The organism is Sphingobacterium sp. UBA3519 (assembly GCF_002377215.1).
GTDB classification, from domain to species: Bacteria; Bacteroidota; Bacteroidia; order Sphingobacteriales; family Sphingobacteriaceae; genus Sphingobacterium; species Sphingobacterium multivorum.
Window position 1 is genome coordinate 189997 of sequence record NZ_DFPI01000001.1, and the last position, 24874, is coordinate 214870.

General features: G+C 41.7%; 22 protein-coding genes and 2 pseudogenes. 8 read left to right on the forward strand and 16 right to left on the reverse strand.

The features are described 5' to 3' along the window. Nucleotides 1-140: 140 nt before the first annotated feature. Entirely contained in the window at nt 141-2654 is a 2514-nt protein-coding gene (locus B3297_RS00820; RefSeq protein WP_201638581.1) for a phosphocholine-specific phospholipase C, read from the forward strand. A 97-nt stretch (nt 2655-2751) separates the two neighbouring features. On the opposite strand, the gene bioD is transcribed toward B3297_RS00820, so the two are convergent. The 6 genes from bioD to bioB are packed head-to-tail and all read right to left on the reverse strand — an operon-like array spanning nt 2752 to nt 8452. Next, entirely contained in the window at nt 2752-3384 is a 633-nt protein-coding gene (gene bioD, locus B3297_RS00825; protein ID WP_286778272.1) for a dethiobiotin synthase, read from the reverse strand. Nucleotides 3385-3431: 47 nt separating this feature from the next. Beyond that, nucleotides 3432-4190, reverse strand: coding sequence for a malonyl-ACP O-methyltransferase BioC (gene bioC / locus B3297_RS00830; protein WP_070565839.1), 759 nt, complete (start codon nt 4188-4190; stop codon nt 3432-3434). A gap of 5 nt (nt 4191-4195) precedes the next feature. After that, the gene (locus B3297_RS00835; RefSeq protein ID WP_070565785.1) at nt 4196-4894 is read right to left on the reverse strand and encodes a DUF452 family protein; all 699 of its coding nucleotides are present in this window, start codon (nt 4892-4894) and stop codon (nt 4196-4198) included. Further along, nucleotides 4891-6051 (reverse strand): 8-amino-7-oxononanoate synthase, encoded by a 1161-nt coding sequence (locus tag B3297_RS00840; RefSeq protein ID WP_070565787.1) that lies wholly within the window; start codon nt 6049-6051, stop codon nt 4891-4893. Before B3297_RS00840 ends, B3297_RS00835 begins: the two co-directional genes overlap by 4 nt. Then, on the reverse strand, nt 6048-7364 hold the full coding sequence (gene bioA / locus B3297_RS00845) for an adenosylmethionine--8-amino-7-oxononanoate transaminase (RefSeq protein WP_083295922.1): 1317 nt from the start codon (nt 7362-7364) through the stop codon (nt 6048-6050). Before bioA ends, B3297_RS00840 begins: the two co-directional genes overlap by 4 nt. An 8-nt stretch (nt 7365-7372) precedes the next feature. Continuing rightward, nucleotides 7373-8452: a biotin synthase BioB gene (bioB, locus tag B3297_RS00850; RefSeq protein ID WP_070565843.1), complete on the reverse strand. Its 1080-nt coding sequence runs from the start codon at nt 8450-8452 to the stop codon at nt 7373-7375. Between the two features lie 141 nt (nt 8453-8593). Between bioB and B3297_RS00855 the strand changes: the two genes are divergently transcribed. Continuing rightward, on the forward strand, nt 8594-10078 hold the full coding sequence (locus tag B3297_RS00855; protein ID WP_070565789.1) for a PLP-dependent aminotransferase family protein: 1485 nt from the start codon (nt 8594-8596) through the stop codon (nt 10076-10078). On the opposite strand, the pseudogene B3297_RS24775 reads toward B3297_RS00855, so the two are convergent. The 5 genes and pseudogenes from B3297_RS24775 to B3297_RS00885 all read right to left on the reverse strand — a co-directional run bounded on the left by B3297_RS24775 (nt 10075) and on the right by B3297_RS00885 (nt 15526). Further along, nucleotides 10075-10607: pseudogene (locus tag B3297_RS24775) on the reverse strand (MepB family protein). The gene B3297_RS00855 and the pseudogene B3297_RS24775 sit on opposite strands and share 4 nt — an antisense overlap. Beyond that, a pseudogene (locus tag B3297_RS00870) lies at nt 10597-11147 on the reverse strand (dihydrofolate reductase family protein). The pseudogenes B3297_RS24775 and B3297_RS00870 overlap by 11 nt, the downstream one beginning before the upstream one ends. A gap of 391 nt (nt 11148-11538) precedes the next feature. Further along, nucleotides 11539-13509, reverse strand: coding sequence for a DUF3857 domain-containing protein (locus tag B3297_RS00875; RefSeq protein WP_070565793.1), 1971 nt, complete (start codon nt 13507-13509; stop codon nt 11539-11541). Between the two features lie 180 nt (nt 13510-13689). Beyond that, nucleotides 13690-14961: a TonB family protein gene (locus tag B3297_RS00880; protein WP_070565796.1), complete on the reverse strand. Its 1272-nt coding sequence runs from the start codon at nt 14959-14961 to the stop codon at nt 13690-13692. Further along, a complete protein-coding gene (locus tag B3297_RS00885; RefSeq protein WP_070565798.1) occupies nt 14948-15526 on the reverse strand; it encodes an RNA polymerase sigma factor in 579 nt (192 codons plus the stop codon). Before B3297_RS00885 ends, B3297_RS00880 begins: the two co-directional genes overlap by 14 nt. A gap of 80 nt (nt 15527-15606) precedes the next feature. Here B3297_RS00885 and B3297_RS00890 point away from each other — a divergent pair, with 80 nt between their 5' ends. From B3297_RS00890 to B3297_RS00900, 3 genes are read left to right on the forward strand one after another with little or no spacing between them, the layout of a single operon-like run. Beyond that, nucleotides 15607-17469, forward strand: a complete 1863-nt coding sequence (locus B3297_RS00890) for a vWA domain-containing protein (protein WP_070565845.1) — start codon at nt 15607-15609, stop codon at nt 17467-17469. Between the two features lie 16 nt (nt 17470-17485). Then, nucleotides 17486-17647, forward strand: coding sequence for a hypothetical protein (locus B3297_RS00895; RefSeq protein ID WP_159333293.1), 162 nt, complete (start codon nt 17486-17488; stop codon nt 17645-17647). Between the two features lie 55 nt (nt 17648-17702). Then, on the forward strand, nt 17703-18113 hold the full coding sequence (locus tag B3297_RS00900) for a hypothetical protein (RefSeq protein ID WP_070565800.1): 411 nt from the start codon (nt 17703-17705) through the stop codon (nt 18111-18113). A gap of 294 nt (nt 18114-18407) precedes the next feature. On the opposite strand, the gene B3297_RS00905 is transcribed toward B3297_RS00900, so the two are convergent. Continuing rightward, nucleotides 18408-19115: a DUF6266 family protein gene (locus tag B3297_RS00905; RefSeq protein ID WP_070565802.1), complete on the reverse strand. Its 708-nt coding sequence runs from the start codon at nt 19113-19115 to the stop codon at nt 18408-18410. Between the two features lie 279 nt (nt 19116-19394). Between B3297_RS00905 and B3297_RS00910 the strand changes: the two genes are divergently transcribed. Then, on the forward strand, nt 19395-20450 hold the full coding sequence (locus B3297_RS00910; protein WP_083295925.1) for a fatty acid desaturase: 1056 nt from the start codon (nt 19395-19397) through the stop codon (nt 20448-20450). Here B3297_RS00910 and B3297_RS00915 read toward each other — a convergent pair. After that, complete coding sequence (locus B3297_RS00915; RefSeq protein WP_286778275.1) at nt 20447-20935, reverse strand: helix-turn-helix domain-containing protein; 489 nt, start codon at nt 20933-20935, stop codon at nt 20447-20449. The genes B3297_RS00910 and B3297_RS00915 overlap by 4 nt on opposite strands. 439 nt (nt 20936-21374) lie before the next feature. Further along, nucleotides 21375-21557: a hypothetical protein gene (locus B3297_RS00920; protein ID WP_070565808.1), complete on the reverse strand. Its 183-nt coding sequence runs from the start codon at nt 21555-21557 to the stop codon at nt 21375-21377. 263 nt (nt 21558-21820) lie between these two features. Here B3297_RS00920 and B3297_RS00925 point away from each other — a divergent pair, with 263 nt between their 5' ends. Next, a complete protein-coding gene (locus tag B3297_RS00925) occupies nt 21821-22708 on the forward strand; it encodes a sugar phosphate isomerase/epimerase family protein (RefSeq protein ID WP_070565810.1) in 888 nt (295 codons plus the stop codon). 117 nt (nt 22709-22825) lie between these two features. Continuing rightward, nucleotides 22826-23644, forward strand: coding sequence for a universal stress protein (locus tag B3297_RS00930; protein ID WP_070565812.1), 819 nt, complete (start codon nt 22826-22828; stop codon nt 23642-23644). A 60-nt stretch (nt 23645-23704) separates the two neighbouring features. Here the strand turns inward: B3297_RS00930 and B3297_RS00935 are convergent, their stop codons facing one another. Both B3297_RS00935 and B3297_RS00940 read right to left on the reverse strand, forming a co-directional pair. Further along, the gene (locus B3297_RS00935; RefSeq protein ID WP_286778276.1) at nt 23705-24148 is read right to left on the reverse strand and encodes a hypothetical protein; all 444 of its coding nucleotides are present in this window, start codon (nt 24146-24148) and stop codon (nt 23705-23707) included. A gap of 84 nt (nt 24149-24232) precedes the next feature. Then, nucleotides 24233-24736 carry a GNAT family N-acetyltransferase gene (locus B3297_RS00940; RefSeq protein ID WP_075994058.1) on the reverse strand — a complete coding sequence of 168 codons (504 nt, stop codon included), beginning with the start codon at nt 24734-24736 and terminating at the stop codon, nt 24233-24235. Nucleotides 24737-24874: the final 138 nt, after the last annotated feature.

Here is a 24874-nt window from a genome sequence, read left to right on the forward strand (position 1 = left end):
CGTAAAAATAAACAAATTTTTGTCATCCAATCAAGGAGATGTTTTCTTCGTACTTAATTTGGTAACATAAGATTTACACGAAGAAATATGAAACAAAAAGAAATCTAAGTAGATTCAAATCGAAATTATAAATAAGTGTTATGGAAAGCAGAAGAGAATTCCTACGAAAGACCCTACTATTTTCGGGAGCAGCAGGTATTGCCAGCTTTATGCCCGCATCGATCCAGAAAGCCTTTGCGATAGACCCTGCCCCAGGAAGCAGTTTTTTAGATGCCGAGCATATTGTCATCCTGATGCAGGAGAACCGCTCCTTTGACCATACGCTAGGTAGTCTTTCGGGAGTTCGGGGGTTTAATGATCCCCGTTCGATACGTTTACCAAACGGTTTACCCGTCTGGTATCAAACGGATAAAGCGGGAAAAACTTATGCTCCTTTTCGATTAAATCTGAAAGAAAGTAAAGTGACCTGGATGGGTTCGCTTCCACATAGTCGAGCAAGCCAGGTGGATGCCTTTAACCGAGGACGTTACGATCATTGGCTGTTATCGAAGCAATCAGGGAATAAACAATATGCGGCGATGCCACTGACATTGGGATACTTTACACGGGAAGATCTACCTTTTCATTATGCCTTAGCGGATGCTTTTACAGTATGTGACCAGAATTTTTGCTCGGGCATGACAAGCACGACGCCTAACCGTTCCTTTTTCTGGACGGGTAAGATTACAGAGATGAAAGATGGTCTGCAAAAAGTGAATATTCGGAACGATGACTTTGGCTATGGTAAAATGACCTGGGCAACTTTTCCGGAATTGCTTGAAAAGAACGGCATTAACTGGCGTTTCTATCAAAATGAGACCAGCTGTGGCGGAGGTTTTTCTGGACAGGAAAGAGCATGGTTATCCAATTTTGGGTGTAATCTACTGGAGTTTTTTCAGGCTTATCAAGTTAAATTTAAGGAGAACTATATCAGAAGCCTGGAAACACAGGTTCGGGATTTGCCCATGCAGATTTCCAAGTTGGAAGAGAAGTCACCTTCTTCCGAGGAACAAGCAGAAAAGATACGCGCTGATATTCGCAAAAAAAGTGAAGCACTGGAGCGAGCTGAGACCGAACTAAAGGAATTCAATGCAAACAATTATAACAAGCTAAGTGATTTTACGAAATCATTAAATGAGCGGGCGTTTACGGTAAACAAGGGGGATAAAAATTACAGATCGCTTGATACCTTACGTTTTAAGACACAGGGAAAAAAAAGCACGCTGGAAGTCCCTAAAGGAGATATTCTTTATCAATTCCGTAAAGACGTTGATACCGGGAAACTGCCTGCCGTATCCTGGTTGGCCGGTCCGCAGAATTTTTCGGACCACCCGAGTGCGCCCTGGTATGGAGCTTGGTATGTATCTGAAGTCTTAGATATCTTAACGAAGAACCCCGAAGTTTGGAAAAAAACAATTTTTATCATTACCTATGATGAAAACGATGGTTACTACGACCATGTTAAACCTTTTCTGGTGCCAGATTTAAAAAAGAAAGATACAGGTGCCTGTTCTCCAGGGATCGATACGGAGGTGGAGATGGTTCGTTTAGAAAATGAGCTAAAACAGGGGATTCCTAAAAAACAGGCACGCGAAGGGGCTGTGGGCCTAGGTTTTCGTGTTCCCATGTATATTGCGTCGCCTTGGTCGCGCGGTGGTAAGGTCTGCTCTCAGGTATTTGATCATACCTCTACTTTGCAATTTTTGGAATCTTTCTTTAATAAAAAGCTGAACAAGAATCTGCATTTGGAAAACATCAGTGCATGGCGTAGAACAATCTGTGGTGATTTAACAAGCGCCTTTACACCTTTTACGCAGCAAAAGGAACAACTTCCTTTTCTTGATCGGAATCAATATATCGAAACGATATACAATGCGCAGTTCAAAGATGATCCACAAGGCTTTGTTGAGGTCAAAGATCCTGATCTAGCAACTAAAAACGGATGGATTCCGGGATTTGACCGAATACAGGAGCGGGGGATTCGTAAATCCCTGCAATTGCCTTATGCGCATGATGCGGTGGGCTATGTGAAAGATGGACAGTTTCATCTGGCGATGACTGTAGACAACAAGTTTTTCGGAAAAAAGACTTCCGGTACAGCTTTCAACGTGTATAGTCCGTTGGAATATCGTGATGAACAGGGGCAAAGTGAAACCTACCGCAATTGGAATTTTGCGGTGAAGGCCGGTGATCGTTTGACATATCAGTGGGACCTGGCACGATTTGCAGGAGACCGCTATGCTTTTGAATTACATGGTCCAAATGGTTTTTATCGAAAATTTTCTGGACAGAAAGGAGCTGTGGCGCTAGCGGCAACCGTTTCTCCGGAGCTCAAAGCGCTGACTCAGGCGGCAACAGGAAAATTGCAATTGAAACTCGGGAACAATAGCGACCAGCGGGTAACCGTAGTTGTCGAGAGCCTTAGCTATGGAAAATATGCCGTAACGAAAGAAATCGCTCCCGCCGAAGAAGTGCCATTGATCCTCGATGTTGAAAGGCAAGGGAATTGGTATGATATTGCTGTACGACTCAAGGAAGACAGCAGCTTCCTCATTCAGCTCGCAGGGCGATTGGAAACAGGTGTCGAGTGTACAACTGATCCATTATTAGCATAACCTATACTTGTTTCCGCAGGAATGGCGGCCAATTCTTTTTGACTGGTCTACCTGCTGTTGCTCTATCGGTCTAACAATCGTATCCGGTTGACCTTATTTACAGGCGGACAAATAAGGCCTCCGGATGGTGTTTTTCTATATAACGACGAAGATATAATTCCGTATCAGAACTTATGGTGCGGTCTTTATGAACGGGGAACGTGTTGTAAACCAGGGTGTGTAGATTGATCTTGCGCTTGGCGATAGCTTTCAGACTTAGTAAGGTATGATTGATACTCCCTAATTTTCCCGATGTGACAAAAATAAGAGGATATTGCATTTCTTGGATGTAATCAATAATCAGATAATCTTCTTTTAATGGAACCATCAATCCACCTGCGCCCTCAATAAGCACAGCATCGTAGCGATGGCTTAATGTCAAGCTTGCCTGTCTGATCTTGGTAAAATCAATTTCACGATTATCTAGGCGCGCTGCCAGATGCGGGGAGGCCGGGTAGGTGAAAATCTCCGGCATGGTGATTTTTTGATGATCTTCCACCGTTAATGGGATTTCCATGAGTTGGCGATGCAGGGCGATATCTTCGGAAATAGCTGTATTTCCAGTTTGTACCAGCTTTTGAGTAATGGTGCGTATACCACTTGTATTCCATTGTTTCGCGAGGAGGCCAGTAGCATAACTTTTTCCGATCCCGGTGTCTATGCCGGAAACAAAATAGATATTTTCATTCATTGCTATGTTTCTTTTGTTGGTTGTCCGATTGTTGGTGATTGGCGTGTTCAGCTGATGTTTTTTTTTGCAATAATATAGATGGGATGGTAGGTTAGCGATACGCCTTTTTCTGTCCCGTAACGAGCAGTATACTGGTCGCAGAAAGCCCGGAGCGTGCCTTTTGTCCACCGGTGATTTTTTATTCCCGTCACTCCCGTTTGCTTCAGGTGGAGCAGAACTTGTAAAGGGCTTTCAAAGTATAGTTGTAAATGTTCTTCTTGTGCAACGAGGATCGTATAATTCAATGTTAAAAGTTCGGCGATAAGTTCGGATTTAGATCGATAGCTTAGTCCAACATCTGCAGTAGCATTGATCTCGTGCATATTGTCATGACCAAAAGTACTGAAGGCAAGGATACCCGAGTTCGGTAGCGATACATAACAGTTCTCAAAGAAAGCGCGGGGATTGTTGAACCACTGAATCGTAGAGCAGGAAGCGATTAGATCGATATCTTTGGGAAAAGCATAGGTTTCTGCATCAGCACAGCTGAACGTGTGCGGCGAGGTCAAAATATCCATTACTTCGGGCATCATTGCTGGACAGATATCATTTAAAACCATTTTTTGAGGTTTGAGATGCTGTAGCATCAACCGCGAAAAAAGTCCTGTGCCGCAGCCAATTTCCAATACTTTTTGCGGTCTGAGCGGTATGTACTCCTGCATTAAGCTGATCATTTTTTTTGCTATTTCGTACTGAGCAGTCGCTGCCGACTGATAGTTCCGCGCAGCTTTAGAAAAACGGGCCATAATCCTTTGTTTGTCAATCATGATGATCATTTTAAAAGGTGCTTAAATAATTGTTCGGGATAATGCGTAGCGTCAATTATCGTATATGCGGTATCGGACCAGGCACGTTTTTGATTTTCTACGTGGAAGATTCGGTCTTCTTTACCGATATATGCCTGATGCCATTGAAATGCTGTTGGTGATTTTGTACTTGCGGTTTTTTCAATGGCGATGAGCTCAGAACGGAGGTCTTCGATGTCCCATTGGGGGGCTCTCTCAAGAAAGTAGTTAAAAAGGTCCTTAGAGCCACACATGCGGAATCTGAATTTTTCCAGTGTTTTATCGCTCAGTGTATCCAATGTTCCTTTGAATAACTGGGCTGGAATTCCTTTTTCGTCATCTATTGGAAATGGTGTTCCATTGATTGCGGTACACGTACTGATGGGGTAATTGCTGTTTTGGAGCTCGGGCAGTACCGTTGCTGCTGCCCATACCCCCATAGACCAGGCGAAAACCTCAATTTCCCGGTATCCTGCGAGCAGACTTTCGTCCAACAGTAAATCCGTATAGCTATAGGCAACAATAAGATCTTTGCCCACAGGAGAGTAGTGCAAAAAAGGCTGTTCATCCATGCCCCAGCCTGCAAAAAATAAAAGCAGTTTTTCGTTGGATTTTGGGTGAAGATACTGCCTTGGGAAATTATCGGCTGAAGTGACCCGTTTAGGGGAGATTCTTTTAAGTATCATAAGCTTGCTGCGAGTTGTTTGATCATGGCCGAGGTCATTGTTGCTGTCAATGAAAGCCGGATTCTTGAAGTTCCTTCTGGTACTGTCGGCGGACGTATGGGAAGTACGTAAAATCCCTTTCGCTGCAGGTCTTCTGCTTTCAGTATCGTTTCCTTATTATCACCGATAATGACTGGTAGAATATGGCTCTCTGACGGAGAATTAAAGCCTTTGGCAATTATTTGCTGTTGAAGCAATAGGCTATTTTTGTGCAGCTGTTGGCGCCGGTCAGTGAAGTCGCTTAAGCGTTCCAGAATAAACGCGGTCCATAAAAGGTTGATCGGTGGTAGCGCGGTTGTAAAAACTAGCGTACGAGCCTTATTGATCAAATAATTCCGGATGGGTTCTTTACAGAGCAGGTATCCACCAAGCGATGCTAGCGCTTTTCCGAAGGTGCCTGTCAGGAAATCAATGTCGGTAATACAGTGCTGTTCTTCTGCGCAGCCAAGCCCCCGTATTCCGCGTACCCCTACGGCGTGCGCTTCATCGACATAGAGTAAGGTGTTGGGGTAACGCTGTTTTAGACTGACCAGATAATGGAGGTCAGTGCAATCACCATCCATACTAAAAATACTTTCTGTGACGATGATGATGCGTGTGAAGCGATGGGCATATTTTGCCAATAATTGCGTTAAGTGGGTGTAATCGGAATGGCGGTACCTGTAGCAGGCCGCATTGGACAGTCGGATGCCATCAATTAGGCTTGCGTGGATGCCCTTATCGGCGAGAATTAGTGTCTGTGTATCACACACTGCAGGAAGTATGCCTACATTCATATGATAGCCACTGTTAAAGACCAATGCACTCTCCGTGCCAAACATACGGCACAGCGTTGTTTCCAATTGCGTATAGCCTGCATGGTTTCCTGTGAGTAGACGTGAAGAGGAAGCACTGAATACCGCATTATCCTTTGTCACCGAGTTTAGGAATTCTTGACGAAGTATCTGATCTGTTGCCAGGCCAAGATAATCGTTAGAAGAGAGGTTGTGATGCGCGTTAACATACTCCTGTTCTGCTTTACCCTGCTGTGTGGTAAGGGGGAGTTTTCGTATATTCCCTTGTTTTTCAAGGGTAAATAATTCGTCTTCAATGCGCTGGATTAAACTGTTTTCACTCATTGGATTGTGCTGATTACGGCTAGTAATGCCTGTGTTAACTTGTGTAGCTCGCCTTCGTTTATGATAAAAGGGGGCATGATATAAATCAGTTTTCCGAATGGCCTAACCCAAATTCCTTCTTCGATAAACCGCTGTTGTATGCGGGATAGATCGACGGAGTTTTTCATCTCGATAACTGCAATTGCACCTAAAATTCTGAGCTCCTCAACTTGGGGCAGCATTGTAGCAGCGCTAAGTTCCCGTCTCAATTGTTGCTCGATTAATGTTACTTTCGCTTTCCAGTCCGTTGCCAACAGTAATTTGATAGAAGCGTGGGCTACAGCGCAAGCCAAGGGGTTGGCCATAAAAGTTGGCCCATGCATAAATGTACCCGGTTTACCGTTGGAGATTGTAGTTGCAACCTGATCTGAAGTGATCACGGCTGATAGCGTCATATAACCTCCGGTCAGAGCCTTACCGATACACATGATATCGGGCACTATTCCGGCATGCTCCCAGGCAAAGAGCTTTCCCGTGCGTCCAAATCCGGTAGCAATTTCATCAAAGATTAATAGCAGTTGATTTTCTTTGCAAAGATGTGCTGCCTGACGCAAGTACTCCGGATGATAAAAACGCATACCACCGGCTCCCTGAACGATAGGTTCGAGGATGAGAGCGGCCAGTTCGTCCTTATGCGAGCAGATCAGGTCTGCTAAGGGTTGAATATCATTGGCATCCCATTCCTGATCAAATCCTATTTTTGGGGCAGGGGCAAAATAGCGTTTGGGTAAAGCATGGTCAAAGATGCGGTGCATGCCAGTAATGGGATCACAGACCGACATCGCGTTCCAGGTATCGCCATGGTATCCCGAACGAATCGTGACAAAGTTTGTTTTATTGGTCTTTTTTTGTGATACCCAGTATTGAGTAGCCATTTTAAGCGCAACTTCCACTGCAACAGAACCCGAATCGGCATAAAATATTTTGTTGAGTGAAGCAGGGGTGATATCAAGCAGTATTTTACCGAGGGCAATTGCTGGTTCGTGTGTAAGTCCGCCAAACATCATGTGTGACATGCTGCTGAGCTGTGCTGTGACCGAAGCGTTCAGGACGGGATGATTGTAGCCATGGATGGCGCACCACCAAGAGGACATACCATCGATAAGTTGCTGCCCATTTTCCAACTCGATTATACAGCCATCTGCCCGTTTAACCTTGTAGGCAGGTAAGGGATTAGTCATGGTTGTATACGGATGCCATAAATGCGCTCTGTCAAAATCATCGATAAGGTCGTGTTGGTTGATTTCTTTTCCTTCCATTATGGTTTGCTGCATAGGGTTTGTTATTTGTCTTGCTGTTTAGCGATGTTACGCTGGATTTTATGTTCTGGTCTTGACCATCTTGGTCTTTCATCAAGATCATGGTAATGCGCCATCTCCGTTGCGATGGTTTCGGGTTGATTTTTTTTCTCGAAAGGCTGCTGTGCCACTAACCCCAGTGTTTTAAACATATCCATATCTTCGTTGATAGCGGGATTGGGCGTGGTGAGGAGTTTGTCGCCCGAGAAAATCGAATTGGCTCCTGCGAAAAAGCATAAAGCTTGTCCCTCTGTACTCATGTTGGTACGCCCTGCAGAAAGGCGAACCTGTGTGGTGGGTAATAAAATTCGGGCTGTAGCGACCATGCGTACCATTTCCCATATCGAAACTGCTTCCATGACCTCCATTGGAGTACCGGGTACAGGAACGAGTGCATTGATCGGTACCGATTCGGGTTGTGGAATGAGCGAAGCAAGCGTGACCAACATCGCTGCACGGTCGGCGATACTTTCTCCCATCCCAATAATACCACCGCTACATACCGTTATGTTGGTTTTACGTACATTTTCGATCGTTTGCAGGCGATCATCATAGCTTCTGGTCGAGATAATTTCCTTATAGTAGTCGGCAGAGGAGTCGAGGTTGTGGTTGTAGGCGTATAGTCCGGCTTCTGAAAGACGATGTGCCTGGTTTTCGGTCAGCATACCTAGTGTGCAGCAGACTTCCATGTCAAGTCTATTCAATGTGCGGACCATCTCCAGTACATGATCAAACTCAGGGCCATCTTTAACATTACGCCAGGCGGCCCCCATACAGATTCGTGAGCTACCGCCCGCTTTGGCCGCCAGTGCCTGCTCCTTTACCTGCTCTAGGCTCATTAGGCCTTCCGCTTTTACATTCGTATGGTAACGTGCGGCCTGTGGACAATAGGCACAGTCTTCGGGACAGCCACCTGTTTTTATTGAGATCAATGTGGACACTTGTACTTTATTGGGGTCGTGATATTTCCGATGTATCGATGCCGCTTCATAAAGAAGATCCATTATTGGTTTGTTGTATAAAGCAACAACTTCTTCCTGCGTCCATTGTGGTTTTGTTTCCATATTATTGCTAATTTTTATGCGAAAGTCAGGTCTATTTTGCTTAATGACCATTGGGATTGAGTATTCAACGCGATTATTTTTTCTTGATGATTGCAAAGATTATAGTTTAAATGATAACTTTGGTAGTCCGAAATAAACATAATGAGTAGTCCGGTTAGTATAGGTTTTCATTCCATTATTAAGATAGATCGCCGTAAGGAAGATGCCATCTATCTGCAGATTGTTTATCAATTTATCAATGCCGTCAAACGTAATCTATTGGAAGATGGCGATCTGTTGCCGGGAAGTCGGAAGATTGCTGATGAACTAAATGTGCACCGAAAAACCATTGTAGCTGCTTTAGCGGAATTGCAGGAACAGGGCTGGGTAAAAATTTTACCTAATCGCGGAACTTTTGTGAAAAATCCCGAGCGTATCGGTACCTCCAGGTCTGCAGTTAAGGCATTTAGACAGCCGCCTGATTTTGCACCTTACTTTTTTAGAAAGGAACTCATCTTAGATATGCCTATTTCAGAGGTTCCCGAAAGGTACTATTTTACGGATGGAACACCGGATTATAATGTCATTGGAACGGAGGAACTGGTGCGTTTTTATGCATCCATGGTGAAACGGAAAAAGAAAAGTGATGATTTTCCGACGACGACTGAAGGGAATTTGTTTTTTAGGGACCAGTTAAGCTATTATCTGAATTTAACAAGAGGGTTTCATCTTTCCCGGAATTTCTTGTTGCCTATTGCCAGCCGCGAGCAGATTTTTTCAATTTTATCCAGATTATTGATCCGACCAGGTGATATTGTGCTGGTGGAAAATTTAAGTTATTTTTTACCTAACATGATCTTTAGTCAAGCTGGGGCCAAGCTAAAAACCATTCCAGTAGATGCGGAGGGGATGAATGTAGATAAAATCGGAGATCAATATAAACCCGGAGAAATCAGATGTGTTTACCTCAATACCAGATGTCAGTATCCAACGACGGTTAACCTTTCCGAGCGGAGGAAAATTCAATTATTAGCGTTGGCCGAGCAGTATAACTTTATCATTATTGAGGATGATGTGGATTTTGAGTCTTCTTTTTTTAAGGAGAAAGGCGAATCACTTTTTCGGAAAAATGGCGGTAACCGCGTGATTTATACAGGTGCTTTCGGTAGTTTCTTTGACCCTGGTTTCCAAATGAACTTTTTGATCGCACCACAGGATCTGTTGGATGAAGGTAAAAAGTATTTGAATATCTTCGGAAAACCGAATTTTATGATCGAGAAAACCTTGGGTGAAATTATCCATCAGGGTGATATCTTTCGGTATCAGCGTAAATTTCAGAAAACAATTGCTGAGCGAAAAGAATTGTTTGCCCAATTGCTGTTACGGCATTTTGAAGATCAGATCCGGTTTGAAATCCCGTCCTCGGGACTGGCTTTTTGGATACAGTTTAATCGGGTTGTTTCGCTGACAGCCTTGCAAGAAAAAGTGCGGTTGCTAGGACTCTTGTTGCCGAGTAATTGCCTTTATCAAAATAAAACCGTTACAGCATTGCGGTTGGGGTTTGCCCATCTTGACGAACAAAGTATGGTGACGGCAATTTCTTTGTTGCATGCTGCTTATGCCGATTTGGTCGGAAATATCGACTAGTTGCTTTGCAGTATATGGGCCAATTTGTTATTACCTTCCTGAGGGGACCCACAGCAATCCACAAAGTATGTGTGCTGCCATTGTTTGCTTTTGTTAGCCTGTTTGTTGGTTGGGGTACTCCAATTTGGATAAATTCGGAATCCGCGTTTACCCACTTGACAACCTGCTGTGAGGATTTCATGTTCAATGAGCGCCTGTTTTGGAAAAACAAATAAGCCGCAATGCTGGTCTTGCCCAACTAAAATAAGGTAATAATCGAAAGGATCATCTGCAGTAAAGGGGATGGTCGACCATCGCTGTCACGTTTCCAAAGAGCAATGAATAACCCCACTTTTCTTGGTGTTATCTTAGCCTTCCTAAATTTGAAGTTTTTGTTGCCCAGTTGAAAATTAAAACCATAATAGGCTCTACCTGGTTGATCTTCCGATAGGTGCGAGCAATGGGGCATAAATATACTTTCGAGTTGATCTAGCACTTTCCTAATCATCTGGTCAGCGATCTGTGGGGCTGCCTGACAGTTAAGATTCATGTTGAGGGATATAGATTAACTGAACAACACCCGATTTGAATGTGACGCTTTGAACAAGTTTTAGAGATAGTCGTTCAGGTAAGTTTTCAAATAAAGGCTTGCCACTTCCCAGGGCAATGGGGTGAACGGAAATGCGATAGACGTCAACAAGGTTGGCTTGGATGAATGTTGTGATTAGACGTGCCCCCCATATAGCCAAATATCTTTTCCGGGCTGTGCTTTTATTTCCTGAACATGTTCAGTGATATTAGTTTGGATGAAAGTAGCGTTTTCATCTTGTCTTGCTTGACTGGAAAAAACATATTTTTTCTTCGCATGGACATTTTTCCAAAGATTTATTTCCGTTTCATCGGCCGTAGCACCCGGTTGGAAATTACCCCAGGCATCATAGCTCACCCGGCCATAAAAGATGGTATCGACCGAAGCCAAAAAGCCATCGAAATCCATGTCATCATCCATAATGCACCAGTCAACCTCTCCCTGTGAGCCTTCAATAAAGCCATCTAAGGTCATGGCCAGATCCAATATTATTTTTCTCATGTGTGTTATTTGCTTTAAACCTATTACTTGCGTTCCCGTAATAATAGAAGCTGGGTTAGCTCAACGGCGGATTGTCAGGATGACATAAAGATAGAGAAATAATAAGGTTTGGCCAAATTGCCGAACAACGGAGCAAAGAAAAAGCCCAGCAAAGAATGTCTGGGCTTTGAGATTATATAAGGGGAATAATACTTGCTAAAAAAGTGAAGACCTAGTCTTCATCGGTGATAATATCATCACCATCTAATTCGAAACCTTCACCAAGGAAGGTATTCTCTAGTTCGAATAAATCTGAATCTTTAATCATTTTACTATTTTTTGATATTCAAAGTTATCACCCTTATTTAAGCTAATCGTCAATATAAAATGAAGTTTGTGTTAAGTGATATCGTTATATTTTTTTGAGTACAACATCTAATTTTTCTGCCTGGATGATCCGACTGAAAAACTCTTTTAAATCAAAATACTCTTCCGGCATAAACAAGGGTTTGTTTAATTGTGTTGCAGATTCGATGATCAGAACATCCGGTGTTGTATTATTGATTTTGAAAATATATCGGGCCGCACGTTCAGGAAGAGCCATACTGATGTTTTTTAACTTTCCTTCCGTTGGATATGCATAGCCTTTTGGCAGTTTGATTTCAATGTAGCACTCTTCTTGGACTAAAGAACCAAAGTCGATCGGATAATTCCGCTCCGTAAGGTTGAAGGGATTCTTGGACATTTTTGTGTCAATATAAGGATTGAATAGAAGTTGCTCATTTTGCAGGGTTGCAAAATTCTTAATCTCAATTTCAAACTCCTCCGTTAGCGGTTTATCAAGGGATTCCCGATTCGATACTTTAAAACTATTGATTTTGATGCGATTGTTTTCTTCATCTATTTTTTCGTAGAATTCTTCTTCAGAATTACTTCCTTGAAGGCGTTCACGCATTTTGGAAGCACCGTAACCGTTACGTGAGGTAATCCATTTTCCTTTTAATGCACCATCTTCCGACAGTTCACCGTAGAAGAAGTTACTGTAAGTAGATGCAAGATTTGCCTCGAGCTTTACCCAGTCAGATTCGCCTTCCAGGGGAATTGATCTTCCCTGAAAGTTGACACATTTCATTGGGATATTTCCAAACATCTCATAGGGAGAGGTCGCATCCAGCAGGTAGTAGTTTTCACCTATTTTTACCTGGGCAATGACATGGTTGAACTCTGATATCGCTGGTGCATAGAGCCCTGCATAGCCATTCTCACGTGTCGATAAAATAACAGGGATGGCATCTAGTTTCGCATAACGTAAGGCATTGACCAGTCCAAGGTTAATATCGGCGCTATTGCCTGTTCTTTTTTCGATGGCTTCTTTGATATTTTTTGCGTAGATCGAATGGCGGTTATTCCATTTTATTTGTTTCTGGAAGTAGGTATACAGTCGTACCGCTTTCTCCAGGTCATCTTTTGAATCCTGCAATACCGGTTCAATGAACTCTTTCAATGCCGTTTTTCGCTTTACCTGTCCACCAAAACTTTCGTCCTGTACGAGTTTATCTCTGACATTTTCCCACGTGAGCGAAAAGTCTTTTGTCGGTCCCATTGGAATGCTATACCGACCAAGCTCAAAGAAAATGATTGACCTAAAATTTTTGGAAGAGGTCATGTAATCTTCGGTATGGAAAGCCGGAATATTTTCCATGGTATAGGTGGTTTTATTGCCTAAGACTTCTCCAACTTGAGAATCCAGGCCTGTGTTGTAATTTTCTACCTTCCGGTCACTGACGGCTAATCCCCCCTTTAAATTGGCTTTGTAATGAAAAACTTCGGGAATACGCGTGACGTATTGGCTATAAATTTTTGGGAGATCTTCCTGAAATTCCCAGGCATTTAAGTTAAAAATAAATGGCGATTCTGTGCGGTAGCGGTATTCAATAATTGTACCTTCTTGGACCTGCGGAATGGCCGCTTTCGTTACCGCATAGTTTTCTGAGGCGTTTTCGTTAAAAATATTCGCTTTCGTCATCTCTGTTTCTACAACCTTATCTCCGACGAGGTGATAGGACGCTCCCTTGATGTCCATAAGGACTTCCCGGTCGTTGCCGCTTTTATATAAAGGGATACTGAAATTAGCGTAATTATAAGCTTCCTTATTTAATATTTTAATGCGGACGTGTCTGAAAAATTGAACAACCGGACCTTTGTTTTTATCATAATTTACTTCGGCTGATCCATATTCGCGTAAGACAAAGGCATTTGCTGCTGTATCTATTTTGTCAACAGTAATGGCAAAATCTTCCTTTTTTATTTTACCGAACGAAAAATCTTGCGCTTGTAGGTATACACCACTAAGCAGGAGGAGGCCAGTGAAAAAACTTTTCATAAAAAATGACTGTATGGTTAAGAATTATAACACTAAAGTATGAAATAATTTTAAATCCAAACCCTTATAAATTAAATTGGTTGAAAAGATAAATGGATCGATCAATTGCGATTGCTTATTTGTCCCGATAGCGAGATAAACTTGTGTTGTAATTAGATAGGATGTGCTCAGATCGCATCCTTACAAGGTGAATTCGAAGCTTAACGTGACATAGCGGTAGTCTTCCCCTTTCCATTTTGGTCCCGAAAGTAGAATCTCTTTGGCTTTGGCATCGAGGTAATCATTTGCACTTTGGAGAACGCTGATATTTGTTGGGAGTCCATCTTTATCGATATAGAAGCTTAAACGGACAGTGCCCTCATAACGGCTTTTAGCTGTTTTTTTCTTGATATAATTGTTGAACGATCTCCAGCCCCAGATAGGTTCGGCACTTTTTGACTTGCGTGAAGACATCGTTGTAACGACGACTTCATCAAGTGAGGCGCCGGAAGGTTGCATTTTGATCGTCGTATTTTTGCTGCGACGCATATTCAATGCGACAGAATTGTAGCCCAGAGCCATGATGTCGACGAGTGAATCCATTGTGCTGGGTTGGATGGTCGCTTGTCCCTGTGCGTCGGTATTCGTCGCAAACTTGCTATTGGGTTGAATGATTGTCACTCCCGAAATAGGTAAGCCTGTCTCTTTGTCCCGAATTGTAAGTTGTAGCGGGGTACCTTGTTGTTGTGGCATCGCAATACCCGGAGCTCTGCCTGCAAGGGTATTGTTTAAACTTGATGTTCCACGAATCATAATGGTTTGGGAAGCATCTTTTTTCTTTGCCATTGGTGCATAACCGATAACAATTGTACTGTCTGCAGGCCTTAATCCAAATACAGGGCGATCATTATTGAGACCTTCCTTCATTTCTTCCAATGATTTTACACGCAGGGATGGTTCCCGGGATAAAACGGTCACCTCTTCGAGTGGATGCTGTTCATGAAGCCGCGTTCGGTTATTATCGGCTAATTGTGGCAAATGATCTTGAGATCCTATTTTTGATGCAATATCATCTGAAGGAATGATAGAATCTGCTGCTGTAACCTTTGTTTTGGGTTTTTCCTGCGTAATACTTACTTCGGCGGTACGCCTCGCTTCGGATGAATTTTTGTCCTGTCGACGGTAAAGGAGGAGACCAATCCCCAATACGATCACTGCCGCTGCGGCGATGGCAAGTTTCTTCCAATCAAAGACCTTTATTTTAGCGGTATTATTTTTCTGAACACGTTGTGCAATTTGGTTGTTGATTGTTGTAAGTACGGTTTTATTCTGATCCATTTCCATACCCATAAGAATATCGGCCAGCATGGGGTCACGCTGTGCCTCACGTTCAAGCGCGTACATCTCCGTAGGAGATAATTCGCCGTTGACGTATTTCTTTAAGTATGCTATGTCGTAATTACTGTTGCTCATTCCAAGCCTCCATGCAATTTTTTAAATTCCGTTTCCCATTCTGTATATAGCTCTTTACTTCGTTCAAGCTATAACCGGTAGATTCGCTAATCTCTTTGTAACATTTTTCCTCTAAGAAGAAGAGTCTGACCGACTGCTGCTGTTTGTCTGGCAACTTTTCCAGACAGCCTTCCATGGCTGTTAGCTGTTCTTCTTTTTCATCATATTGTTCATACTGATGCACGTCTCCTGGAAATTTCACAAATTCATCCAAAGAAATTTGAGATTTGTTCTTTTGAGACCTTAAATACATCAAACAATGGTTCTTGCTTAGTACATAAAGCCATCTTGGGAAGTCCTTGATTTCTTGCTTGTTGACTTTATATATTAATTCTTCAAAGATATTCATGACAGCATCTTTGCTCAATTCGGAATCTTGGAGATACCGTAAACAAACATAGTATACCATCTCGGTATGTCGCTGGTATAGATCCCCCAATACCTGGAGCTCCATGGATTCCTGGTAGTGCAGCAAGAGCTCGTGGTCTTGTGCTGTATCTATTTTTGACGACTTGAATGCGAACATTTTATTGGCTAAAAATATTTTTTTTTTCTGGTTTATGGAAATTTAATATTTGTGGCATCCCTTGGCAAAAATGTAAAGATATGAGAGCAATACTTTTTGTAATAGGCTTGTTGCTATCCTTAGGTGGACATGCCAATCAGGGATATGAGGTCAGCGGTAAGGTTGTCGATGCGAATACAGGGACTGCCCTTGCGGGCGTACAGGTTAGCAATGTTGCTACAAAAGCGCTGGTGCGGACCGACGATAAGGGAAACTATCGTATTCAAGTCCTTGACGGTAAAAATACCTTGATTTTTAGTTATATCGGATATCTTGAGCAACGGATAGCGGTCAACCATCGGACAACGATTGATGTGGCCTTGGCGCAACAAAACACCACACTGGATGAAGTTGTGGTGACCGGATCTGAGCGCAGGGCGAAGCGTCAGACGGCGTCGGTGATGAATGTTAATGCAGCTTTGTCAGGGCAAGTATCGGGTCTGTATATTCGAGGGACGGGTTATGTGCCTAATCAGAACCAAGAATCTTATCAAAAAATAAAGGAAAACAAGTTTATCAATCCACGAAAAGAACCTTTATCAACGTTGGCGGCCGATGTTGATGCTGCTTCCTATAGTAACGTACGTCGTTTTATCAATTCAGGAACACTACCTGAAAAAGATGCGGTACGGGTTGAAGAGATGATCAATTACTTTCAGTATCAAGTGGCCGGACCTAAGAATGGCGAACCTGTAAATATCGTCACCGAATTGACCAAGGCACCCTGGAATACTACACATCAGCTCATGCGCGTAACATTAAAGGCGAAAGATATACCGACGGCGAATCTTAAAGCTTCCAATCTGGTGTTTTTGATCGATGTGTCGGGATCAATGATGGGACCGGGGCGTCTGCCTTTGGTGAAAGCTTCGCTGAAGATGTTGGTTGATCAACTACGTGCTGTAGACCATGTTGCCATTGTGACCTATGCTGGATCGGCAGGGGTAAAACTGGAGAGTACGCCCGGTGATGAAAAGATGAAAATTAAATCGGCTATTGAGGAGCTGGAAGCCGGTGGAAGTACTGCTGGAGCTGCAGGAATTAAGAAGGCTTACGAAATTGCGAAGCAACAATTTATCAAAGGTGGAAACAACCGGATTATTTTGGCTAGTGACGGCGATTTCAATGTTGGGGAAAGCAGTGACGAATCGATGGAAGAGCTGATTGCCAAAGAAAGTAAATCGGGGGTTTTCCTCACAGTATTGGGGTATGGCATGGGGAATCTGAAGGACAGTAAGATGGAAATCCTTGCAGACAAAGGGCATGGGAATTATGCGTATATCGACAACATTTCTGAAGCACGAAAAGCGATGGTGACCGAATTCGGGGGAACCTTGTTTACCGTTGCGAAAGATGTCAAGATCCAGGTCGAATTTAATCCCAGTTATGTGCAGGCATACCGTTTAGTGGGGTACGAAAACCGCTTGTTGGAAGCTGAAGATTTCAATGACGATCAAAAGATGGGTGGTGATATGGGGGTAGGTCATGTGGTGACAGCCCTATATGAAATTGTACCGGTCGGTGTGGAGTCTGGGATGGTCGGAACGGTAGACCCCTTAAAATATCAACAACAAGCGGATCCGGTAGCTGAGCGGAGAAATGCTGAACTGGCAACCGTGAAATTTCGGTATAAGGAGCCCGAAGGGGAGAAAAGCAAGTTGCAACAAAAGGTGATAGGAACTACTGTTACGGAATTGAATCGCGTGAGTGAAGATTTACAGTTCGCCACTGCGGTAGCGGAACTTGGTCTATTACTTCGTGATTCTGATTTTAAGCAAAAGGCCAGTTTTGATCAGCTCATCGCGCGCGCAAAAGCTTCCAAAGGCAAAGATGAGGAAGGTTATCGTGCTGAATTTATCCGTATGGCAGAGAATGCACGGGATTTATCGAGATCGAAAGAATAACTAAAAATGGCTAAAGATGAATTTTTCAGTAGCAGCAATCGAAATGCGGCTACTGGAAATAAGTTTAGTTTGTGGGGCAATAAGTAAAAAAGTAAATAAAATCTATATTTTTAGTTCATCAATAAAAGGAACGTATTTTGCTTCTGCTGATTTGCGCTATGTGATATTTGGTGAGTAAGTGCAATCTGAGCGATGTGTTGTTATAGTATATGGAAATAAAAAATGTTAGATAAATGAAGAATTTTTTCTTGTGCTTTCTTTTGGCTATTGGTATTACAGTGCCATCAGTAGCCCAAAATGCGAGCTTGAATAAACAACAGACCATGGCTTATATTAATAAGCTATATAAGGTAGCTTACCGTTATAAGGATACGAAAATTGACACGGTAACGGTAGATGGGAAGGTGTTAACAGTCTTTCTTTCCAGTGGCCAGCATTTTAGAAGTGATATTGCCAAATCAGATGTACTTGTCATTGCAAGAGTAAAATCCGGTTATCAAATTCGATTTAAGTCTTCGCCAAGCACGGATGAAATTTTATGGGCGATCCAAACGGAAGAAGATGCTAAGCGTCTGAAAAATGCATTGGAGCATTTGGTTAAAATCGTAAAGACCGAAAAAAAGACAGATCCTTTTGGAAGTTAAATCGTAATCGGGGATCCGTTGGGTAATAGAATGTTCGGCAAGGTATGAGCTTGCCGAACTGAATAGAGAAAGTAGTAGGACTTGCACATGGATATGTGTTGAGGATTGCTGAGGGGGTAACCAAATGCCTACTAGATATAAAGACGATTGGCTTCATGGCCGAAATTGATGTGGCTGTTGAAACCATCGATTGTAAATCATATCGCTTATACGAAGTAAGCATATTAACATGAATTCGGTGTTAAAATGTTGTTATCTTATTGTGATTAAGTGTGTTGTGTGTTTGTTTTTGAATTATTTTATTTCTCCTGTTGATGAATTTAATTCCCGGAAGGAACTTAATCCTCTTTCTAGGTTTATATTTCCGAGATAGCTGCTATTCATGCTCCGATTAGTTCCGTCAGCTGCAACAAAACCTAGATATAGATGATATGTATCACTTTGGGTTAGTTTCGGTATTTGAATAGATTCTCGCAAATCCATAATGTAATTTTGAAGTAAAACACCTTGTGAAGCGTTTATTGGATTTTCAGGAATGAGGAGTACCAAGGTTCGGAAATCTGTCAGATCCTCGTACAAGAGTTTTTCGGTGTTTTTTAGTTCCCAAGTGATATGGATAGTTTCGTTCAACAATTGAAATGTTGCCCCTGTAATCTCTTCGTCCAAACCTCGGCTTATGGCAATCTTTTCATAATCGATATGAAAACCTTCATCGTCTTGTTGCATGACATGGTGAAGGTTATAGGACATCGCCGCATTAAATGCTGTCATATTTTTGGCGTAGAGGGAAAAACCGAGCCGTATGACTCTCGTGTAAGGACTTAAGAATTGTTGCATAAGTCCAAATTTGTTTCGGTTGTTCACTTCCTTTTCAGAAAGTGCTCTTTTTTTATTCACCCTCGGAAGAGACCTGACATAATTGATCTCTTTCCATTTACAAAAAACAACTGCCCCCACTTTGCCCGAGGGAGGACCATTTACACCCTGTGTTACATTTGCCATAGTATTAAATTAAATGTGTAGGGGTACTAACACACAACGAATAGATAAGTTTAGTTTAATCTATTAAATAATTGTAAATAAGGTGTTACGTAATAGGGAGTTAATAGGTAGTTAAGACGGCTTCATCCGAATGAGGTCCCTATAAGGTCCCTATAAAGTCCCTACCAAATCCCTTTAAGTGCATTATTTTTTTTGGGTGAAATCGCTTATTGATGAGGTGTTGGTAAATTGGTGTTTGCGAAAAAAAAACTTATTTTTACCAATTAAATCACATCGAATTTGACACATCAGGAAAAGTCGAGCCAGATTAGGAGGGAAATAAATCTTTCCTACCAGCAGCTTAAAGGAATGTATCCCATCTTAAAAAGTCAGAACAGTATCGGAATGGCTCTATTCGCACTGGCGATCCTGGCAATTGTCGTTGTATCGATAGCTTGGTTTCGCGCTGTTGTTCCAACTTGGCTTATGATTGTCAGTAATGCGTTTTTTATGGGCGTGTTGCATGAAATAGAGCATGATCTGATTCATTGGCTTTATTTTAAAAGACAAAAGGCAATTCATCATTTTATGCTTTTTAGTGTATGGATATTACGTCCATTGACGGTAAATCCTTGGATACGCAGGACCTTGCATCATCATCATCATAAGTTTTCGGGTACATTACATGATGTTGAGGAACGCAGTGTTACGAATGGCGAGCAGTGGTCGATCAAACGTCTGTTAACAACTCCCGATGTTGTGTTGGGTGGGCTCTTTCGACTGCATCGCATGTTTAACGATATGGACAGCGAGGTGAAAAATGGAAATCTAAAGTTGGAGACTTCTTCAAAACTAAAACGGATTATGTTTTTGAGCATTGTTCCAGTGACGATTTTTGCACATGTGATTTTATATTTCTTTTTTGCAGACCTGTTATTTGGTTGGTTAAGTGAGGTTTTTGAGTTAGATTTGAGTTTTCCACACTATGTTAATAACATGTTGATAAGTCTGCATGGGATCATTTATGTTATTCTATTGCCAAACTTATTACGTCAGTTTTGTTTGCATTTTATTACATCAAACATGCATTATTTTGGTGATGTTGAAGCTGGAAATGTTATTGAGCAGACGCAAGTATTGACAGTTTGGTGGACTTTTCCGATGCAATTGTTTTGTTTCTTTTTCGGTTGGACACATAGCATCCATCATTTTGTCGTCAATGAGACATTTTACGTACGTCATATTGGGCGCAAGAAGGCACAAGAAATTTTGCGCAAGTATGGGGTTCGTTTTAATGATTTGGGAACGTTTAGAAGGGCAAACCGTTTTCGTGAACTTTCCAACAAAGAAGTTTAGTCCTTTTTATTTACCTTTTTTTTACGATAGATTTTATAGTTACCATGCTGCTGATAGACGAGGGCTCCCTCTTCACAATAGTTGGTTAGATAAACAGAGAATTTGTTGCTTTGGCTCTTGTCAATACCCAATTGGACCAACACTTCCGAAACACGTCGTGCTGAGTGGAAAAAATCCGAATGATAGACGAGGTCATCCAGTTTTTTGCTTAGCGTGATTCTTTCCTGCGCATCAGGAGGTAGGGAATAGGGCGAATTAAAAACAATATCATGCTGAAAAAATACCGTCGGTTGGATTTCCAGGCTGCGGCATAAAGTTAAAAAGTTTGTGAGCGTTAAGTCTTTTCCCTTTTCTATACCATTGAGTGTTCCTGTTGAAATGCCTGTTAGATGGGATAGATCCCGTAGTGAATAATAAAGATCATTTCGTTTCGCGCGAAAGCGTAAACCAATTGTTTCCAGTAATGCTTTGTCTTCATCCGTCATACAACGAATTGAATGACAATTTGCGCAAAATATAGTTCATTATTTTGTTTAAAAATTTGTATTTATTATTTTTTCTTTTATATTTGTTATAACAGATGATTTAATCGGTACTGAGATTTGTTTAGTAAATAGACCCTACGTCACCGTCCTGTGTAAACCAATATAAAAAGTTATTATCTAGTAGCACACAGGCGAATGAAAAACGAAATTATTTAAGCAGATATTGTCGATTTACCTGGCTTCGGTTTCCAAGAATCCGTCAAGTTCCACCGGAGCCGTGGTAAATTGTCGAGTACGTCGGCACAATGACCGAAATTTTGGTCAGATTCTACCAGATTGTGTATGACGACAAAAGTCGACTTGCCCGGCTTCGGTTTCCAAGAATCCGTCAAGTTCCGCCGGAGCTGTGGTGAGTTGCATGGTTGCGGCTATTCGCCTGTTATTGTCCACTCATAAAATAATAAATCAGATAAAACACAATCAACACACATACTGCAATAATAAGTGTACGTTTGAGATTTCGACCGGCAGGTTCATCATCTTTTTCCTCAACGGCAACATCAGGTAGTTTCTCTTCCTGTTTTTGATCGCTATGTTCGGGGGTTTCATATTTATTTTCCATCACTCAACTTGTTTGTTATTGTAAATAGAACAGTTGCAAATTGTAAATCGTTGAGTTGGGTATATTTTTATTCCTATAAAAAAGCATGTTATGGAGCGCTGAGCACGCGACGTGAATAAATAAAACGGTAAAGCATTGTGTTTTTTCGAGTATTTGCATACATTGCGGCTATAATTAACGCGACAAACCTAAACAACCTGTAAACCTGCGTTTACAAATAATTTTGCGTTAAACGAAGTCTGTAATAAATAATTGAGCACTAAATGAAAAGAAGAACTCTTATCGGAACATTGGTAGCTGGATGTATGATGTTGGCTGTTAGTCCAACATTTGCACAACAGAAAGCTGCAAAAAAGGAAATTGGTCTACAGTTATATTCTGTACGTGAAGAAATCGGTAAAAACGCCAATTTCGACCAGATTCTGCAAAAGATCTCAGCATTGGGTTATACAGGAGTGGAAGCTGCTGGATACAAAGATGGTAAATTATATAACTTGAGCCCACAAGAGTTTAAGGCAAAAGTTGAAAAAGCTGGAATGAAGGTGATTTCATCACATGCAACGAAAACGCTATCAGAGAAAGAGTTAAGCTCTGGAGATTTTACAGAATCCCTAAAATGGTGGGACGAATGTATTGCTACGCACAAAGCAGCGGGAATGAAATACATCGTCACGCCTTGGATGGATGTACCTAAAACACTTAAGGATCTGGAAACGCAATGTCGCTACCTGGATGCTGTGGGTGCGAAATGCCGTCAGCAAGGAATCATTTACGGATACCACAACCACTCGCATGAGTTTAGAAAAGTGGAAGATAAAGTGATGTACGATTATATGTTAGAGCATACAAATCCTGAACATGTATTCTTCGAGATGGACGTCTATTGGGCGGTCATGGGGCAAGTTAGTCCGGTTGATTACTTCAATAAATATGCGGGCAGATTCAAGGCTTTGCACATTAAGGACCACCGCGAAATTGGCCAAAGTGGTATGGTCGGTTTCGATGCAATTTTTAACAATTCAAAAGTTGCTGGCCTGCAATATATTTTTGTTGAGCTGGAAGAAACACGTAACGATATTTATACCGGTTTACAACAAAGTATCGATTATCTGAAAAAAGCATCTTTTGTAAAGGCTAGCTACTTAAAATAGCCAAAAATAGGGAGAAAACTGACCCAGTTGAGACAATTCTCCGTTTGATAGATTTATTATTTTTCGTTAACTTGAATGTAATAAAAAGGGATTTTTTATTGAATTAAATTAGACCATATGAAACGGATTATTGTTGCCACAGACTATGCTGAAGAGGCCGAACATGCCTTAAAGTTTATTATGGAAGTTTTTGCAGGAAAAGAATACGAGCTCGTTTTATTTTCTCTTCAAAATCCTTCCATTCATGCAATGAACGCTCGACTTTCTCCCGATTCTATGTTCAAGATTTTTGAACATCAAAGTAAGGTTTTACGACGTAAAGCCGAGGCGATTACGGCCGAAAGTGGTGTTTTGACTATTCCTTATCTTGCGGCAGGTTTGTTTTATGACCAGATGACAAAATGCATCCAGGAGACGAATGCGGATTTGTTGGTGATGGGAATGGCCAAACGTTCCTTTGATCAGGACATGCTGGGGAATACCACCACGGCAGCAATCAGTAAGTTAAAAATACCTATCCTTTCCGTTCCGCTGGGCGCAAAATTTACGGGTCTGGAGCATATTCTTTTTGCCTGTGATATTGTTCGTGGTGTACAAAAGGAAATTCTTGAAAAAGTCAAGGATTTTGCCGCTGAATTTGGTGCGGTACTGGAGGTTCTCAATATTCGAAAAACTGTTGAGCAGCTGAATGAGGAAAAAGGAAAAGAAACACGTGAAACCATCAACGATGTGATGGGAATCGTAAGTTATTACTACAAAAATGTAACCTCCAATGAGGTTGTAAAAGCGATCCGGGACGAAGTAAAAGAGAGCAGTACGGATCTGCTGGTCATGATCCCCTATAAGTACGGTTTTTGGAGCTCATTGACCCACCGGAGTAAAACACGGATGATGGCATCGGGTCTGGATGTTCCTTTACTGACCATCTCGATCTAATTTTTTTTATTATAAAAGCCCAGGTGAACTGAGATCAGCTGGGCTTTATCTTGATTGTACTTATTGAAATAGGGGGAGTATCCTATCCCAAATTTGCTGGTAGGCTTTATTGTCCCGGACGATCCCCTTATCTTCATCATAATAATTAGGTGCGTCAAAGCTCCCTCCTTTGCGCCTTTGTATTGAAAATATATTTAGAACTATTTTTGATTTTTCAGCTTGTAAAGGGCTGATCAGGAAGTTGAATATTAATTTTTCCCCTTCTTTGTTGCTTAGAAAATTACTGTTTTCAAAATACGTACTGGTTTGAATAAATCCCGAAGGCCGATCGAGCTGTACAATAAAATAACCACCATCCTGAAGCACTTGTATTATCTTGTTATATGCCGAATTACTTGCGATCGGGATAGTTTTAGTACGGTCTGGATTTTGTGCCAACAGGGGGCTGGAAAAGACCAATAGATAAGCAATCAACATCAAGGAGAATTGGATTAAATGTTTCATATTACCGAATTATAGATCTTATCAAGTTAATACTTTAATTTAACAATTTTATTTTTAGTGACAGCTACTTAGGCCGTCACGTTGTTATTTAATTCGTATGCCTAGTATTTTTAGACTACGTTCTTCCTGATCTAAGGTTGCTATATTGGGTAAGTTAGCCCATTCCTTGAAACCCATTTTTTCAAATAATGCAATGCTTGGAAGATTGTGTGCAAAGATAAATCCCAATAAGGTATGTACGCCTAAATCTGGAGCTTTATCAATGCAGTACTGGAGAATCTGTTTACCCAGGCCTCGACCACGTTGCTGTTCATCCAAATAGATACTGATTTCTACTGTTGCGTCATAAGCTGGACGACCATAGAAAGATTGAAAACTTACCCATCCAAGTATCTGGTTATTTTCATCTTCTATCAGCCACAGGGGTCTTTTCGAAGCGTTATGTTCGTCAAACCATTTTTGTCTACTGGCAACAGATACTGGGGCAGTGTCTGCAGTAACCATGCGGGAGGCTATTGTAGAGTTGTATATTTCTACTATGCGTGGTAAATCATGTTGTGCTGCGTCGCGAAATTTTAATTGATTCATGGTTTGTACTGTTTAATTGTTGTTTGGACGACTCTGATATGCTGCCCGAAGATAGCCTGTGTTGCGAATAACAAGCAGATAAAAAGAATGAATTTCATGAAGATCGGCTTTATATTAAATCTGTTTTTGTCAAACTTA

Bases quoted from the DNA above. Each gene is read 5' to 3' on its own strand.
- B3297_RS00875 (WP_070565793.1), bottom strand. From the start codon at position 13,509: ATGAAAAGTTTTTTCACTGGCCTCCTCCTGCTTAGTGGTGTATACCTA.
- B3297_RS00890 (WP_070565845.1), top strand. From the start codon at position 15,607: ATGAGAGCAATACTTTTTGTAATAGGCTTGTTGCTATCCTTAGGTGGA.
- B3297_RS00915 (WP_286778275.1), bottom strand. From the start codon at position 20,935: ATGACGGATGAAGACAAAGCATTACTGGAAACAATTGGTTTACGCTTT.
- B3297_RS00940 (WP_075994058.1), bottom strand. From the start codon at position 24,736: ATGAATCAATTAAAATTTCGCGACGCAGCACAACATGATTTACCACGC.
- B3297_RS00885 (WP_070565798.1), bottom strand. From the start codon at position 15,526: ATGTTCGCATTCAAGTCGTCAAAAATAGATACAGCACAAGACCACGAG.
- B3297_RS00820 (WP_201638581.1), top strand. From the start codon at position 141: ATGGAAAGCAGAAGAGAATTCCTACGAAAGACCCTACTATTTTCGGGA.
- bioD (WP_286778272.1), bottom strand. From the start codon at position 3,384: ATGAATGAAAATATCTATTTTGTTTCCGGCATAGACACCGGGATCGGA.
- bioA (WP_083295922.1), bottom strand. From the start codon at position 7,364: ATGCAGCAAACCATAATGGAAGGAAAAGAAATCAACCAACACGACCTT.
- bioC (WP_070565839.1), bottom strand. From the start codon at position 4,190: ATGATTGACAAACAAAGGATTATGGCCCGTTTTTCTAAAGCTGCGCGG.
- B3297_RS00905 (WP_070565802.1), bottom strand. From the start codon at position 19,115: ATGGCAAATGTAACACAGGGTGTAAATGGTCCTCCCTCGGGCAAAGTG.
- B3297_RS00835 (WP_070565785.1), bottom strand. From the start codon at position 4,894: ATGATACTTAAAAGAATCTCCCCTAAACGGGTCACTTCAGCCGATAAT.
- B3297_RS00880 (WP_070565796.1), bottom strand. From the start codon at position 14,961: ATGAGCAACAGTAATTACGACATAGCATACTTAAAGAAATACGTCAAC.
- B3297_RS00925 (WP_070565810.1), top strand. From the start codon at position 21,821: ATGAAAAGAAGAACTCTTATCGGAACATTGGTAGCTGGATGTATGATG.
- bioB (WP_070565843.1), bottom strand. From the start codon at position 8,452: ATGGAAACAAAACCACAATGGACGCAGGAAGAAGTTGTTGCTTTATAC.
- B3297_RS00920 (WP_070565808.1), bottom strand. From the start codon at position 21,557: ATGGAAAATAAATATGAAACCCCCGAACATAGCGATCAAAAACAGGAA.
- B3297_RS00900 (WP_070565800.1), top strand. From the start codon at position 17,703: ATGAAGAATTTTTTCTTGTGCTTTCTTTTGGCTATTGGTATTACAGTG.
- B3297_RS00930 (WP_070565812.1), top strand. From the start codon at position 22,826: ATGAAACGGATTATTGTTGCCACAGACTATGCTGAAGAGGCCGAACAT.
- B3297_RS00855 (WP_070565789.1), top strand. From the start codon at position 8,594: ATGAGTAGTCCGGTTAGTATAGGTTTTCATTCCATTATTAAGATAGAT.
- B3297_RS00935 (WP_286778276.1), bottom strand. From the start codon at position 24,148: ATGAAACATTTAATCCAATTCTCCTTGATGTTGATTGCTTATCTATTG.
- B3297_RS00840 (WP_070565787.1), bottom strand. From the start codon at position 6,051: ATGAGTGAAAACAGTTTAATCCAGCGCATTGAAGACGAATTATTTACC.
- B3297_RS00895 (WP_159333293.1), top strand. From the start codon at position 17,486: ATGAATTTTTCAGTAGCAGCAATCGAAATGCGGCTACTGGAAATAAGT.